Origin of the sequence: Sphingobium fuliginis, from assembly GCF_004152845.1 — a bacterium.
Classification (GTDB): domain Bacteria; phylum Pseudomonadota; class Alphaproteobacteria; order Sphingomonadales; family Sphingomonadaceae; genus Sphingobium; species Sphingobium fuliginis.
Map to the genome: position 1 here is coordinate 134,810 of NZ_SEON01000002.1, position 15,171 is coordinate 149,980.

Here is a 15,171-nt window from a genome sequence, read left to right on the forward strand (position 1 = left end):
CAGGCACGCGCGCGCATATCGTGTGAACTTCGGTGTAAAAGATTTGAGAGCAGTCCCGCGGAAACGGGTCAGGGCGTCTCGGTTTCCGCCGCCTTGGGCGCGGGCACCTTGTCCTTCGCGCTCAGCACCGTCGCGGGCGGCCCCTTCTCTATCGCCGCCGCCAGTTGTCCGACCGCCGCGCAGTTCACCTTGCACAGCCCCTGCGCCTGGGCGAGATTTTCCTTCGCCTTGGCGATGGCGCCCTTCTCGACCATCGCCTCGCCCTGACCGACCAAGGCGGCGACGTCATTGGGCTCCAGCAACAGCGCCTCGCGATACAGCCGGATCGCCTTGCCCTGCAATCCCTGGGCCCGCGCGACTTCGGCCAGCTCGATATAGGCCATGCGGTTGCGGGGATCGACCGCCAGCGCGCTTTCCAACGCATCGGTGGCGCCCTGATAATTGCCCGCCTTGCGCGCTGCTTCGCCCGCCTTCTGCCACTCGATGGACAGCGGCGAAATCTGCGAATCCGGGCGCTGCGTCAGCCCGACGCTGGAAACGGTGGTCAACAGGACGGCCAGGGCGATCGAAGCGGGGGTAAAACGCATGCACAACTCCAGCCATGTTTCAGGCGCTGATTCCGTCCAAGTCTCGCGATTTTGCGGGCGCTTGTCCATCGACTCTTTCACGCCGTCCGTCGCAGCCGCGCGAAATAGAAACCGTCCGTCCCGTCATGCGCCGGCGTCAGCAGCAGCCCGTCGCCATGGGCACGGCCCGTCGGCACATCGGCCGGTTCGGCCATCCATCCCTCATGCCGTGCCAGAAATGCCCGCACCTGATCCCGCCCCTCCCGGTCCGTCAGCGCGCAGGTAGCATAGACCAGCAGGCCGCCCGGTGCCAGCAAAGGCGCGGCGAAATCCAGGATTCGCGCCTGCTCCGCCACCAGCCGGTCGAGCCGCGAGGGGGTCAGCCGCCAGCGCGCCTCCGGATTGCGGCGCCAGGTGCCGGTGCCCGAACAGGGCGCGTCGACCAGCACCACGTCGGCGCGGCCATGCAGGCTTTGCAGCGCGCCCGCCTCATGCCCCTGATCCAGCAGCAGCGTCTCGATGAAGGTCGCCCCGGCCCGCTCCGCCCGCGGGTCGAGCCGCGACAGCCGCGACCGGATGGTGTCGGCGGCGATCAGCGTGCCCTTGCCCGCCATGGCGCTCGCCAGCGCCAGCGTCTTGCCCCCCGCCCCGGCGCAGAGATCGATCACGGTCATGCCCGGCTGCGCCCCGCAGGCGGCGGAGATCCATTGGCTGCCGGCATCCTGCACCTCGACCTGCCCCCATTTCCAGGGATCGCTCTGCTCGACCGGCGCGCCTTCGGGCAGGCGCAAGGCCTCGGGCAGGCCGGACAGACGCACCGCATCGGGATAGAAGGACGCCACCCTTTCCGGGTCGGCCTTCAGCCGGTTGATGCGCAGGTCGACCGGCGCCCGGCCCAACAGGGCCTCGCGCTCCACGGGCGCGGCCAGCAGAGGGTCGATCCAGCCGGGCACGACGCCTGCCGCCGTTCCCGCCTCGTCCGCGGCAATCGGCGCCGGCCCATGGGCCGATCCATTGAACAGTTCCGCCAGTTCCGGCCGCTCGCGGGCCAGCCCCACCATCGCGGCGCGCCCGCTTTCGGGACGCTCGGCCGCGCGGCGCACGGCGTCATAGACATGGTCGCGCACCGCCCGCCGGTCCCGCGATCCGGCATAGCGCCGATCCTTGAAATAGCGGGCAATCAGCGTATCCGCCGCCGGCCCGCCGTCACGCGCCGACGATATGATGGCGTCGAGCAACTCAATCGCGGCCTGAACGCGTGCGGACGGGGTCATGCGCTACTCCCCCATCACGGGAAAGGAAGAGAATGGAAAAAGGGCCTTACCGCGTCGGATAATTGGGTGCTTCCCGCGTGATCGTCACGTCGTGGACATGGCTTTCCGACAGGCCGGCATTGGTGATCTGGACGAAGCGCGCCCGTTCCTGAAGGTCCTTGATCGTGGCGCTGCCGGTATAGCCCATGGCCGCCTTCACGCCACCGACAAGCTGGTGGATGACGTCCTTCGCCGGCCCCTTGAACGGCACCTGGCCTTCGATCCCCTCGGGCACCAGCTTCATCTGGTCCTTGATGTCCGCCTGGAAATAGCGGTCGGCGGAACCCCGCGCCATGGCGCCGACGCTGCCCATGCCGCGATAGCTCTTATAGGCGCGGCCCTGATAGAGGAAGGTCTCGCCCGGAGCTTCCGTCGTACCGGCGAGCAGGGAGCCCACCATGACGCAGCCCGCGCCCGCCGCCAGCGCCTTCGCCACGTCGCCGGAGGTGCGCAGGCCGCCATCCGCGATCACCGGCACGCCCTGCTTCGCGGCTTCCTCGGCCGAATCCATGACGGCGGTCAGCTGCGGTACGCCCACGCCCGCGACGACGCGGGTGGTGCAGATGGAACCCGGCCCGATCCCGACCTTCACGCAGTCCGCGCCCGCGCCGATCAGCGCCTTGGTCGCTTCGGCGGTGGCGACATTGCCGGCGACCACCTGGACATGGTTGGACAGCTTCTTCACCGCCTCGACCGCGACGGCGACCTGGCGGCTGTGGCCATGGGCCGTGTCGATGACGATCAGGTCGCATTCCGCGTCGATCAGCGCCTTGCTGCGCTCCAGCCCCTTGTCGCCCACGGTCGACGCCGCCGCCACGCGCAGGCGGCCCGAAGCGTCCTTGGTCGCCTGCGGATAGGTGACGGCCTTTTCGATGTCCTTGACGGTGATCAGGCCGACGCAATGATAATTATCGTCCACCACCAGCAGCTTTTCGATGCGGCGCTGATGCAGCAGGCGCATCGCTTCGTCCTGGCCCACCCCGGTCTTCACCGTGGCCAGATTGTCGCGGGTCATGAGTTCGCTGACGGGCTGGGCGGGGTTCTCCGCAAAGCGCACGTCGCGATTGGTGAGGATGCCGACCAGCTTGCCCGACGCCTCGACCACCGGAATGCCGCTGATCTTGTGGCGGGTCATCAGCATCTGCGCATCGGCCAGCGTCGCATTGGGCGTGATGGTGATCGGATTGACCACCATGCCGCTTTCGAAGCGCTTGACCGCGCGTACCGCGTCGGCCTGTTCCTCGACCGACAGGTTGCGGTGCAACACGCCAAGGCCGCCCAGCTGGGCCATGACGATCGCCATGTCCGCCTCCGTCACCGTGTCCATGGCGGAGGAGAGGATCGGGATGTTGAGCTTGATTGCGCGGGTCACATGGGTGCTAGTGTCCGCCTGGCTGGGCAGCACATCGGATTCGGCGGGCTGCAAAAGCACGTCGTCAAAGGTGAGGCCAAGGCGGATGTCCATGTGAAGCCACTTTCTGCTGCGCGTTTCATGCGGGGGCCTGGCATGATCGCTGGGGGATTCGTGGCGGCCCATGTAACCATTAACCGGCAAAACAGCCAGACCCCCGAAAGCATTTTATTGCGGAGGCGAGAAAATCCCTGCGCGGCGCGCAACGGGGTGGAAGGTGAAGGTTCGAGAGAAGCAGGCGATTCCCGTCGCCGCCCCGGATTGGCGGCGTCCGGCGTCTCGACGCCGGCGCGTTTCGCTCCCTCGTCCGCTGCGCGGAGGGAGGATTGGGGTCTGGCCCGCCAAAGGTCCAGACGCTTCAATCCCCCAGGATCACGTCCACGCCCGCACGTGCATGGATGCTGGTGCCGTCATAGATCGGCAGGACGTTCGCCTTCACATCGACGATCATCTCCAATTCGGTGCACGCCAGGATCGCCGCCTGCACATTCTCCTTGGCGATGTCGGTGAGTTCGGACTTCATATAGCGTTCCGACTCGCGGCTGACCTTGCCGATGGTCAGTTCGTCATAGACGATCCGGTCGATCCGCTCGGCCAGTTCCATGTCCGGGGGCAGCAGCGATATGCCGTGCGCCACCAGCCGCTGGCGATAGAATTTCTCCGTCATTACATTGCGGGTGCCGATCAGCGCGGCCTTTTCGATGCCGTCGGCCTGCATCTTGCGCCCTACGGCTTCGGCGATGTTGACGATCGGAATGTCGACGCCCGCCTGCACATCGTCATAGACGCGGTGCATGGAATTGGCGCAGATCAGCAAGGCCGCCGCCCCGCCCTGCTCCAGCCGCCTGGCGGACGCGGTCAGCACATCGGCCGCATGGGCCCATTCCTCTTCGGTGATGGAACGGCCTATGTCCGCGAAATCCAGGCTTTCGATCAGCAGCGGAGCGCTATGCTGGCCGCCCCGGGCGCGATACACCGCCTGGTTGATGATCTGATAATAGCGCGCCGTCGACGTCCAGCTGAGACCGCCTATCAGGCCGAGCTTCTTCATGAATCCGCTTATCCCCATGCGCCGACAAAACCGGACAGGCTTGTCCCTCGCCCAAATCGTTAGGGACGGCGTCCCGCATCGGCAAGCCCCTTCCTGCCCGCACCGCCGCAAAGGCGCGCGCCGAACAGGCTGCCCGCCGCGCCCGCCAGCCCTCCCGCGACGGCCATCGGCATATTTTCCATCAGGAAAGCGGACGCCGCCAGCGACCAGCCTGCAAAGCCGCCCACCAGCGCCAGCGCAGGTCCGGTTCCCCACGACAAGGCCCATTTCACAACCGTCCAGCCCGCAAGCCATGCGGCTCCGACGCAGGCAAGGAGCCTGCCCAGGTCCGGAGTCGCGATGAAGGCCGCGACCAGCCCGCCGGTCGCCGGCAGCATGGCAGCAGCCGCAAGCGGATGCCACCGCCCCGCCGCCCCGCGCCACAGGACCGCCGCCCCCCCCGCGCAGGCCATGGCCCCGCAGGCGACGGCTGCGCCGATCGCAGCGGCGCCCTCGATGCGCAGCCGGTCCGTCGCATCGTCCAGCAGGCCGAAGGCATGCGGATCGCGCAAGGCCGCTCCGCCGATGAAGACGGCCGCCAGGCCGGCCTGTCCGATGAGACCGCTCATCAGCGATGGAAGCGCGGATCGCGGCATGCCGCGCCCCAGCGCCAGCCCGATCGCGCTTCCCGCGATCAGCGCCGCGCAGATTTGCGGCAGGGCCATGACATCATGGCTGTAGAGGGTCACGGCGCCCGCAACCATCATCGCGGCGCCCGCCAGATGCGCGCCCCGCCGCAACCCGCCGCCAAGCGGGGCCAGCAGAGCCGCCGCGAACAATAAGGCAGCCAGCGACCAGCCGGCGAGGATCGCCGCGTTCACGCCTTCCATCATGGCCGCGGCGGCATGCCGATCCGCCGCGCCGTCACCAAACCGCCGCAAAACCCGGCGCTGCCCGCTACTATCGCCAGCAGGCCCAATGTCCGGGCGATACTGCTGCCCGCCTCCGCCGCCACGATCAGCGCGCCGACCAGAATGGCGGATGACAGCATCTGAAGAACGGAAACGAGCGCCCAGCCCTCGTCCGGCCGCGCCCGCCATGCAACGAGCGCCCCGACGATGCAGGCCGCCAAAAAGCAGGGGAGAAGGAACGGCGTCATCTGCTCCCCCTTCAGCGATCAAGCCTGGCTTAGCTAGCGATCAGCAGCACGACCAGAGCGGCGACGACGGCGCTGGCGATGGTTCCCCATTTGATGAGGGCCACGAACCCTTCATAGGTCTGGGTTGCGCTGTTCATATTCCCGTCCGAAGCCATGCACTGTCCCTCTCTGTCCGTTTCGCGGCATCCTCTTATCGCCAAGCCCTCTCCCCCTCAAGCCGTCAGCGGACAAGAAAATTTTTCCGGTTAAGCCGGTCTTTACCCCTCTTCCCTACCTTCGGCACCAGTTCGCTTATGAGGGGTAAGGATGGCGCGCGACGGCGTTCCGATGCTGATGTTGATCGACGACGAGCCGGCGCAGCGCAGGCTGGTGTCGGCTCTCGCCGCCCGTGCGGGATGGCGCACCATCTTCGCCAATGACGGCGACACCGCGATTGCGATGCTGGGCACGCAGGACGGCATGCGGCTCGACGCCGTGCTGCTCGACCAGTGGAGCCCGAGCTATGAGCCGACCGGCCTGATCCGCGAACTGCGCGCCCGCCGGCCGGCCCTGCCCATATTGATCCTCACCGCGCATAACAATGTCGCCGTCGCGGTGGAGGCGATGCGGGCCGGCGCCACCGACTATCTCGCCAAGCCGATCGCGCCTGAGCGGCTGCTCGCCGCGCTCAACGCCACGCTGAACGGCGAACATGGCAAGGGCGAGTTGCGCCCGCTGACCGAAAAGATCCCTGCCGCCCTGTCCTTCGAGGATGTGGTCGGCGCCGCGCCGCAGTTCCGCGCCGCGCTCGCCATCGCGGCCAAGGCGGCCCGCGCCCGCGTCCCCGTGCTGATCGAGGGCGAAAGCGGCGTCGGCAAGGATGTGATCGCCCGCGCGATCCACGCCGCTTCCCCCCGCCACAAGCAGGCGATGATCACCGTCAATTGCGGCGCGATCCCGGCCAATCTGGTGGAATCCGACCTGTTCGGCCATGAACGCGGCGCCTTCACCGGCGCCTTCGACCGGCAGGTCGGCAAATTCGTCGCGGCCGACATGGGCACGATCTTCCTAGACGAAGTGAGCGAAATGCCGCTGGACGCGCAGGTGAAGCTGCTGCGCGTGCTTCAGGACGGCGAAGTCCAGCCCATAGGCGCGCGCCGCCCGATCCATGTCGATGTCCGCGTCATCGCCGCCACCAACAAGCGGCTGCATGACGAGATCGAGGCGGGGCGCTTCCGCGAAGACCTATATTACCGCCTCAACGTCGTGCAGCTCACCATTCCGCCGCTGCGCGAACGTCTGGGCGATGTGCCGGCGCTGTGCCGCCATCTGCTCGCCCGCATCGCGACCCAGCCGGGATTGCGCGGCCTTGGCCTTACCGACGACGCGCTGGCGCTGCTGATGCAGCATGACTGGCCGGGCAATGTGCGCCAGCTTCAGAACGCCCTGTTCCGCGCCGCGGTGCTGTGCGAGGGCGATGCTCTTACGCCCCAGGATTTTCCACAGATCGCCGCCCATATTCGCGGGCGCGGCCATGGCGAGTCCCGTGGCCGGCTTCATGCCGTGCCGCAGCCGCATCGGGAGGCCGCCGGCATCACCCTGTTCGAAGGCGACGGCCATGTCCGCCAACTGGCGGAGATCGAAGCGGACGTCATCCGCCTGGCCATCGGCCATTATCGCGGGCGCATGACCGAAGTGGCCCGGCGGCTGGGCATCGGCCGTTCGACCCTCTACCGCAAGCTCGCCGAACTGGGCATCGACAGCGCTGCCTGATCGGACCGGCTGCCGCGGGCGGACGCCCCGCACTGCCGTCGTCCCATCGCGCCACACGCGGTTGCGGCGTTGAAATGTCGCGGCGGCTATGCTTTGGGGGAGCGATGAAAAGCGCCATCCTCGCCGCCGCCATGCCCCTCCTCCTGCTGGTCGCCTGCGGCCGCGCGGAACCGGTGGAGGACCTCCCAAGCCAGGACGAACTCGCCGCCGCCGCCAATGCCGCCGCGGCTAGGGCGATGGCCGAAGCGAAGGCCGACACGCCCGCATCCCGCAACTATGTCAATGTCGAGCGCGGCTTTTCCATCACCTTCCCCGAAGGCTGGCAGAAGGACGCGGCCTCCAGCAATGCGGATGGCGTGGTCTATCAGGACCCCGGCGCGGGCGCGGACGTCCGCATCTTCTGGCAGAAGAAGGAGGGCGACCAGACGCTGCAACAGATCGTCGAGACGGTGAGCGAAGGCTCCGAAGGGGTGAGCGGCGACTATATCGGCGATAACGAATATCGCGGCACCGCCAATGACGGCGAGGGCAACAATGTCGCGCTGCGCCTGATGAAACAGCCGGACGGCTCGATCGTCACGGCCAGCTTCGTCTATCCTGAAATGCTGAGCGAGCAATATCAGGCGATGGCGGAAAAGACGCTCGACAGCCTCCGCATCTTCGCGCCAAAGGCGCAGACGCCGGAGGGCGGCGCGGTTCCCGTGGCGGCGGAGAATGCCGGCACACGCCGAAGCGGCCGGTCATGAAGGGATCATGGGCGAGAGGGGAAATGTCCCCCGATCGACCAGGAACACCCCCAGCGCAAACTCACCCGCCAATCGGGACGAAGGCGCCCTTTTCCCGATCCTTCACCACCCTGTCGGCCCGGAAGACCGACCCGCTCATCGTGATGTAAACGCCCGGCGCGGCAAGCTGCACCGTCGCAAAGGCCATGCCGAGGTTGAAGCTGGCGTCGCTTTCCCCGAAACGCGCCGGGGCGAGCGCGCCCACCAGCACGACCGTCTTGCCGGCGATGGCGGAAAGCAGCTTCGCCGTCTCCGTCATCGTGTCGGTGCCGTGGGTGATGACGATATGGCTTTCAGACGCGGCGGCCACATGGTCGCGGATCAGGGCGCGGTCGGCATCGTCCAGTTCCAGGCTGTCCTTGCGCACCACTTCCTCGATGCGGAAGGGCCGCTTGACGCGGGCGATGTCCAGCAGCTTCGCCACCACCGTTTCGCCCACCTGATAGTTCGACAGCGCATCGAAATAGATCTTGTCGATCGTCCCCCCGGTGGTGAGGACAAGGATGGACGTTTCGGGGGACAGCATCGCAGGACTCCAAAGGAGGGAAATGTCGTTTCTCTATGGGATTTTCGGGAAGAGGTGAACCGCCCCGGCCCTATTCGCCCCGGGCCATCGCCTCGCCCCGGTCGCGCGCGGCGACCAGCGTATCGGTGAGCAGCTTCAGCAACCGACCATCGGCATCGAGCACGTTCAGACCCTGCCGCGTCATGCCGCCGGGGCTGGCCACGCGATCCGCCAGCACGGCCGGGCTTTCGCTCGCCATGGCAGCCATGCTGGCAGAGCCGCGCACGGTGGCGAGCGCCATGCGCCCGGCCTGCTCGGCGGAGAGGCCGATCGCCTCGCCCGCCCGCGCAAGGGCATCGACGAAGCGGAACAGAAAGGCGGGTCCGCAGCCGGACAGCGCGGTGACTTCGTTGAACTGGCCTTCATCCGCAATCCATTCGGCAAGGCCTAGCGGGGCGATGAACGCCTCCACCGCCTTGCGCGACGCCGCCGGGAATGCGGCATCCGCATGGAGCGCGGTGACACCCTCCCCTATGCCCACCGGCAGGTTGGGCATGGCGCGGACGATTTCCGCCGCCGCGGGGAAGACGGCGCGCAGATCGGCGAGCCGCGTTCCCGCAAGGATCGAAACGATCCGCATATCGGCGCTGCAAAGCGGCGCAAGCAGGCCCGCGACATCGCCAAGCTGATAGGGCTTCATGCCCAGCAGGATGGTGGTGCCGGCGGGCAGAGAGGCGGGATAGTCGGTGACGACCCTCACCCCTTCCGCCACCGCCTTGCCGCTGGGACGCAACACGACCACCCGCGCCGGATCGAGGCCGCAGGCGAGCCAGCGCCGCAGCATCTGCCCCGCCATATTGCCGCAGCCGACAAGGAAAAGATGGTCGGGCCAGATGTCGGTCATGGGAAAGGGTCTCAGGCTTCGCCGCGCGTTTCGATGAGGCTGGCGGAAATCGCCTCCGTCGGGGTCTTGCCGCCCCAGAGGACGAACTGGAACACCGGATAGAAGCGCTCGCACTCGTCTATGGCGGTTTCCACCAATATCTGCGCCTGGTCGAGCGTCAGCGTGCCGCCCGCCCCCAGCAGCGCGCCGTGGCGGAACAGCACGATGCCGCTGGAGGACCAGAGCTCGAAATGGCCGAGCCAAAGCTGTTCGTTGATCAGGCCCAGCGTTTCGTAGATGGCGCTGCGCTTGTCCTCATTCACCCTGATGTCGGGCAAGGCGAGCATCTGCAGCACCTGGTCCTCGTCGCGCCAGATGCCGCGCAGCTCATATTGCGCCCAGGACCCCTGGGTGCTGGCGACGATCTCATCCTCACCGACCTGATCGTAGCTCCAGCCATGCGCCTCGAAATAGGCGGCCAGCATGTCGATCGGCGCGGCCTCCTGACCGCCATTTTCATATTCGTCGCTGTCCATCATCTGCGCGCCTTAAAGCATTTTTTGCGCCGGTGGAAACCGGGGCGGCATGGAAAATGCGTGGACAACTCCGCTTCCGCCGGAAATCAGCCGGTTATTCGCCGTCCCTGGGCTTGGCCCGGACCGTCTGCTTGACCGGTTCGGACGCCTTGCCCTCCAGCGCGTCGAGACGGGCCTTCAGCAATTCCACCTCCTCCCGGGCGGCGGCGGCCAACGCCTTGACCGCGTCGAATTCGTCGCGGCTGACGAAATCCATGCCGCCGATCCACTGCTTGGCTTTTTCGCGGGCATTGGTCTCGAATTCCCGGCTCATGCCCGCGACGGTTCCGGCCGCGCCGTTCACCAGCTTGGCAAGGTCGTCGAAAAAGCGGTTTTCGCTCTGCATGATGCTTATCCTTCCGTGCGGCGCCGCGATGGGCGGCGCCAAAAATCATATCTGGGTCTGGAGCGCGGGTTTGCCAAGGCTTTCCGCGTCCGGATTGAGGCGGCCGATCTCATAGTTGAGGTAGGAGGCGAAGGCCAGCCAGCACAGATAGGGCAGCAGCAGCAGGCCCGCGACGCGGCGGACGCGCCAGAACAGCGCGGTCGTGACGGCGACGAGCAGGAACAGCAGGACGATCAGCAGCAGCGCCTGGTCCACCAGATGCGCGCGGAAGAAAAGCGGGGACCAGAGGAGGTTGAGGCCCAGTTGCACGATGAAGGCCGCAATCGCGATGCCCCGCCCTCGTGCGCCGCGCGCGTGCAGGACGATGGCGAAGGCGAGCGCCATCAATATGTAGAGCACGGTCCAGGCAAGGCCGAAGACCCAGCCGGGCGGGATCAGCTCCGGCTTGGCGAGGGCGGCGAACCAGCGATTGCCATAGCCACTATTGGCGAGCTTGCCCGAAAGAAAGCCAAGGAAAACAATCGCAGGCACAGTAACCAGCGCCCAGCGCGCATAGGCAAGACGTAATTGACCCGGAGACGCAATCTCGTTCATCGGCAACGAAGCTCCACCTTTTATTCGGCGGCTTCGGGCGAATCCTTCAAGGCCGAGTCAAGCCGCCGACTGACGGTTTGCGGTGAAACGGTTCGTCCTGCAACCCGCGAATAGAGGATCGGGATCAGGAACAGCGTGATCAGCGTCGCCAGGCTGACGCCCGAAACCACCACCACGCCGATGGAATGGCGCGCCGCCGCGCCCGCGCCGCCGCGAATGACCAGCGGCACGGCGCCGATGACCGTCGCGATGGAGGTCATCAGGATCGGGCGCAGGCGCCGGGCGGCGGCCTGACGGATGGCCGCGCCGATCTCCAGCCCCTCGTCGCGCAGCTGGTTGGCGAATTCGACGATTAGGATGCCGTTCTTCGCCGCCAGCCCCACCAGCATGACGATGCCGATCTGGCTGTAGAGATTGACCGATCCGCCCGTCAGCGCCAGCCCCAGCACGCCGCCCGCCACGGCCAGCGGCACGGTGGCGATGATGACGCCGGGATGGACGAAGCTTTCGAACTGCGCGGCGAGCAGCAGATAGACGATCAATATGGTGAGCCCGAAGACCAGCCAGATCGACCCGCCGGTCTCGCGCAGCGACTGGCTCTCGCCCCGATAGCCGAGCGCCAGCACCTCAGGCGACTGGCGCGCCTGTTCCTCCAGGAAACCCAGCGCCTCGCCCAGCGAATAGCCCGGCGCGAGAGCGGCCGTCAGCGTGATGGCGCGCAGCTTGTTGTAGCGGTTGAGCTGGCGCGGACCGGCGACCTCGCGGACGGTGACCACGGCGGACAGCGGCACGAGGACGCCGGTGCGGCTGCGCACATTGATGCGTTCGAGGTCCGCCTGGGTCTGCCGCCCCTCCCGCTCTGCCTGCACCAGCACGCGATATTCCTCGCCCCGGTCGACATAGGTGGTGACGCGGCGGGAACCGAGCAGCGTCTGCAAGGCCTGGCTGATGTCGTTGGCAGACACGCCCAGGTCGCCCGCCCGCTGCTGATCCACCTCGATCCGCATCTGCGGCTTGGTCTCCTTATAGTCGGAATCGAGGTTGATCAGGCCCGGATTGGTCGCGGCGGCGGCCATGATGCGGTCGCGCGCGGCCACCAGCCCCTCATAGGTCGCACCGGCCAGCACCAGATTGACCGGCAGGCCACGGCCACGGCCCAGCCCGGAACGCGGCGCGACATTGCCGCGCACCCCCGGCTGGTTGGCGATCACCTTGTTGATGGTGTCGGCCACCTGCGCCGTGGTGATCGTGCGGTCCTCCCAGGGCCGCAGGAAGGCGATGATGTTGCCGCCGTTGAAATCGTCGCTGGTGCCGAAGCCGGCGGGGGCACGGATGTTCAGCACCTGCAGCGTGCCTTCATCGCGCAACGGCTGAAGATCGGTCTCGATCCTATGCATATAGGCGTTCATGCGGTCGAACCCGGTGCCTTCGGGCGCTGTCACCTGCCCATCGACGACGCCGGTATCCTCCGCCGGGGCCAGTTCGGTCGGCAGCGTGGTGAACAGCACGCCCGCCCCCGCCAGGAACAGCAGCACGGGCACGAGAGCGAGGACGGGCCGTTTCAGCACACGGTCCAGCAGCCGCGCATAGCCCGCCTCCAGCCGCTGGAACCGGTCGTCGACCCAGCGCGACAGGCGTGACCGTTCGGAATGACGCAACAGCTTCGAACAGAGCATCGGCGCGAGGCTCAGGGAAATGAAGCCCGAAAAGGCGATGGCGGCGATCATCGCGATGGCGAGTTCGCGGAAGAGCAGGCCCGTCTGCCCGGCGAGGAACATCACCGGCACGAACACCGCGCAGACCACCAGCGTGGTCGAAATGATGGCGAAGCCCACCTGCCGCGTGCCGAGATAGGAGGCGACCAGCGGGTCCTCCCCCTGTTCGATGCGGTGATAGACATTCTCCAGCACGACGATGGCGTCGTCCACCACCAGGCCGATGGCCAGCACGAAGGCGAGCAACGTGAGCAGATTGATCGACAGCCCCAGCAGCCACATGACCGCGCAGGTCGCCAGCAGGCAGATCGGCACTGTGACCGACGGAATGATCGTCGCGCGCAGGGAGCCGAGGAAGAGGAAGATGACCAGCACGACCAGCAGCGCCGCTTCGGCCAGCGTGTCGTAGACATTGTCGATGGCGCGGCTGATGAACAGCGATTCGTCCGATCCGATGGTGACTTTCATGCCCGCGGGAAGCGTGGGCCGCAGTTCAGCGATCAGCGCCTTCGCCTTTTCCGCGACCTCCAGCGTGTTCGCGCCCGACTGGCGGATGATGCCCACGCCGACGCCTGTCGCGGCGTTGGAGCGGAAGGAGGTATAGGGGTTTTCCGCGCCCTGCTCGATCCGCGCGACGTCGCCCAGCTTCACCTGATAACCGTCCGCACCGCGCCCGACGACAAGCTGGGCGAATTGTTCGGGCGTGGAAAAGGCGCGCTCGACGCGCAGCGTCTGGTTCTGGTCCTTCGATTCGAAGCGCCCGGCGGGCAGTTCGACATTCTGCGCGCGCAGGGCGGCCTCTATGTCGCCCGGCGTGATGCCGAAGGCGGTCAGCTTCTCCGCATTCAGCCAGATACGGGTGGAGGGCCGTTCGTCGCCGCCGCCGGTGACGCGGGCGACGCCGTCAATGGCCGAGAAACGGTCCAGCACATTGCGGTCGAGATAGTCGGCGATCTGCGTCGGGGTCCAGCCGTCCCTGGTGAACACGATGAACAATATCGACCGCGCATCCGCATCGACCTTGCGGATTTCGGGCGCGAGCGCATCCTCCGGCAAATCCTCCACCACGCCGCCCACGCGGTCGCGCACGTCGTTCGCGGCGGAATCGATGTCGCGCGACGGATCGAATTCGATGCTGATCGAGGAGACGCCGTCGCGCGAGGTCGAGGTGATGTTCTGTATGCCCTGTACGCCCGCGACGCCATCCTCGATGATCTGGGTGATACGGGTTTCCACCACCGACGCCGCCGCACCGGTATAGGTCGTCTCCACCGAGACGATGGGCGGATCGGTATCGGGATATTCGCGAATGGAAAGGCTGAGATAGCCGACCACCCCGACGATGCAGAGCAGCACCGCGACGACCGCCGCGAAGACCGGGCGACGGACGGACAGGTCCGAAAGCTGCATGGCCGCGCCTCCCTAACCGGCCGCCCGGCCGGCGCTGGCGCTTTTCGCTTCCGGCTTGTCGCCGGGCAGGCGGACGGGCACGCCGTCGGTCAGCTTGACGACGCCGTCGGTGACGACCGTCTGGCCCGGCTTCACCCCGCCCAATATCTCGACCAGCCCGTTCTGGCGGATGCCGGTATCGACCCTGGTCCGCCTGGCCTTGCCATCCTCCACCAAGAAGACGAAGCGATCCTCGCCATCGCCCACGACCGCCAACTCGGGCACGGCCAGCGACTGGCGCTGCTTCGCAAGCACATTCACCGTCAGCAGCATGCCGGGCTTCAGCGCGCGGTCGGGATTGGGCAGGATGGCGCGTATCCGGACGGCGCGGGTGGCGGGGTCGATCACCGGATCGATGGTGGCGATGGTGCCGGTGAAGGGCCGGTCGGGCCAGGCGGCGGAGACCGCCCTGATCGGCTGCCCCTCCCGCACCAGCGCCAGGCGGGTTTCGGGGATGGTGAAGTCCAGCTTGATCCGCGAAATGTCGCTGACCGTGGCGATCGGCGTGCCGGCGGTGACGATGGCGCCGGGCGACACCATGCGCAGGCTGACCCAGCCGGAGAAGGGTGCGCGCACCACGCGGTCCCCGATGGAGGCGCGGGCCTGCTGCGCGCTGGCGCGGGCGGCATTGGCCAGCGCGACCTGGCTGTCGAGGCTGGCGGCGGTTGCGAAGCCCCGCTCCTTCAACGCCTTGATGCGCTCCAGTTGCTGCTGCGCCTGAAGCGCCTGCGCCTGGGCGGCGGCGAGTTCCGCCTTCTCCTGACCCACGGCCAGGGACGCGATCACCTGCCCCTTGCCGACATAGCCGCCGTCGCTGAAATTGAGAGAGACGATCCGCTCCGTCACCGGGGCGGACAACACCACCTGCTCATTGGCGAAGGCGGTGCCGACCGCGTCCAGATTGTCGGTGAAGGTTTCGCGCAATATGGGCGCGGCTTCGACCAGTGCGGAAGGACGCGGCTTCTTTTCCTTTTGACCGCCACAGGCGGAAAGGGTCAGCGCGATCAGGAAGACAGGCAGGATGGTGCGCATGGGATCGGGCTAATCGGCCTTTGCAAGCGACTCAAATGGGCATTTGTCGCAGATGA

16 protein-coding genes are annotated in these 15,171 nt (G+C 67.0%); 2 read left to right on the top strand and 14 right to left on the bottom strand.

Features of this window, described 5'->3' with window-relative positions; translation table 11 throughout:
* Window positions 1-68 precede the first annotated feature (68 nt).
* The 7 genes from EWH10_RS05580 to EWH10_RS05610 all read right to left on the bottom strand — a co-directional run bounded on the left by EWH10_RS05580 (window position 69) and on the right by EWH10_RS05610 (window position 5,616).
* On the bottom strand, window positions 69-587 hold the full coding sequence (locus EWH10_RS05580) for a tetratricopeptide repeat protein (protein ID WP_044663058.1): 519 nt from the start codon (window positions 585-587) through the stop codon (window positions 69-71).
* Between the two features lie 77 nt (window positions 588-664).
* Window positions 665-1,840 (bottom strand): RsmB/NOP family class I SAM-dependent RNA methyltransferase, encoded by a 1,176-nt coding sequence (locus EWH10_RS05585; RefSeq protein WP_044661723.1) that lies wholly within the window; start codon window positions 1,838-1,840, stop codon window positions 665-667.
* 46 nt (window positions 1,841-1,886) lie between these two features.
* Window positions 1,887-3,344: an IMP dehydrogenase gene (guaB, locus tag EWH10_RS05590; RefSeq protein ID WP_025549701.1), complete on the bottom strand. Its 1,458-nt coding sequence runs from the start codon at window positions 3,342-3,344 to the stop codon at window positions 1,887-1,889.
* A 304-nt stretch (window positions 3,345-3,648) separates the two neighbouring features.
* Window positions 3,649-4,341: an aspartate/glutamate racemase family protein gene (locus EWH10_RS05595; protein WP_025549702.1), complete on the bottom strand. Its 693-nt coding sequence runs from the start codon at window positions 4,339-4,341 to the stop codon at window positions 3,649-3,651.
* A gap of 59 nt (window positions 4,342-4,400) precedes the next feature.
* Window positions 4,401-5,210, bottom strand: coding sequence for an NAD(P)(+) transhydrogenase (Re/Si-specific) subunit beta (locus EWH10_RS05600; protein WP_229742508.1), 810 nt, complete (start codon window positions 5,208-5,210; stop codon window positions 4,401-4,403).
* Complete coding sequence (locus EWH10_RS05605) at window positions 5,210-5,479, bottom strand: proton-translocating transhydrogenase family protein (protein WP_044661721.1); 270 nt, start codon at window positions 5,477-5,479, stop codon at window positions 5,210-5,212. Before EWH10_RS05605 ends, EWH10_RS05600 begins: the two co-directional genes overlap by 1 nt.
* 29 nt (window positions 5,480-5,508) lie before the next feature.
* Window positions 5,509-5,616 carry an aa3-type cytochrome c oxidase subunit IV gene (locus EWH10_RS05610; RefSeq protein WP_226869800.1) on the bottom strand — a complete coding sequence of 36 codons (108 nt, stop codon included), beginning with the start codon at window positions 5,614-5,616 and terminating at the stop codon, window positions 5,509-5,511.
* A gap of 169 nt (window positions 5,617-5,785) precedes the next feature.
* Between EWH10_RS05610 and EWH10_RS05615 the strand changes: the two genes are divergently transcribed.
* A complete protein-coding gene (locus EWH10_RS05615; RefSeq protein WP_044661720.1) occupies window positions 5,786-7,231 on the top strand; it encodes a sigma-54-dependent transcriptional regulator in 1,446 nt (481 codons plus the stop codon).
* 104 nt (window positions 7,232-7,335) lie between these two features.
* A complete protein-coding gene (locus EWH10_RS05620; RefSeq protein ID WP_044661719.1) occupies window positions 7,336-7,977 on the top strand; it encodes a hypothetical protein in 642 nt (213 codons plus the stop codon).
* A gap of 61 nt (window positions 7,978-8,038) precedes the next feature.
* Here EWH10_RS05620 and EWH10_RS05625 read toward each other — a convergent pair whose 3' ends face one another.
* The 7 genes from EWH10_RS05625 to EWH10_RS05655 form a co-directional block, all read right to left on the bottom strand.
* Window positions 8,039-8,542, bottom strand: coding sequence for an asparaginase domain-containing protein (locus tag EWH10_RS05625; RefSeq protein WP_044661718.1), 504 nt, complete (start codon window positions 8,540-8,542; stop codon window positions 8,039-8,041).
* Window positions 8,543-8,612: 70 nt separating this feature from the next.
* Window positions 8,613-9,425: a pyrroline-5-carboxylate reductase family protein gene (locus EWH10_RS05630; RefSeq protein WP_044661717.1), complete on the bottom strand. Its 813-nt coding sequence runs from the start codon at window positions 9,423-9,425 to the stop codon at window positions 8,613-8,615.
* 11 nt (window positions 9,426-9,436) lie between these two features.
* Entirely contained in the window at window positions 9,437-9,943 is a 507-nt protein-coding gene (locus tag EWH10_RS05635) for a type III secretion system chaperone family protein (RefSeq protein ID WP_025549709.1), read from the bottom strand.
* A gap of 91 nt (window positions 9,944-10,034) precedes the next feature.
* A complete protein-coding gene (locus tag EWH10_RS05640; protein ID WP_007683948.1) occupies window positions 10,035-10,325 on the bottom strand; it encodes an accessory factor UbiK family protein in 291 nt (96 codons plus the stop codon).
* 45 nt (window positions 10,326-10,370) lie between these two features.
* Window positions 10,371-10,919, bottom strand: coding sequence for a TspO/MBR family protein (locus tag EWH10_RS05645; RefSeq protein ID WP_025549710.1), 549 nt, complete (start codon window positions 10,917-10,919; stop codon window positions 10,371-10,373).
* 20 nt (window positions 10,920-10,939) lie between these two features.
* Window positions 10,940-14,044, bottom strand: coding sequence for an efflux RND transporter permease subunit (locus tag EWH10_RS05650; protein WP_044661716.1), 3,105 nt, complete (start codon window positions 14,042-14,044; stop codon window positions 10,940-10,942).
* Window positions 14,045-14,056: 12 nt separating this feature from the next.
* Window positions 14,057-15,115 (bottom strand): efflux RND transporter periplasmic adaptor subunit, encoded by a 1,059-nt coding sequence (locus EWH10_RS05655; protein ID WP_044661715.1) that lies wholly within the window; start codon window positions 15,113-15,115, stop codon window positions 14,057-14,059.
* Between the last annotated feature and the right edge of the window lie 56 nt (window positions 15,116-15,171).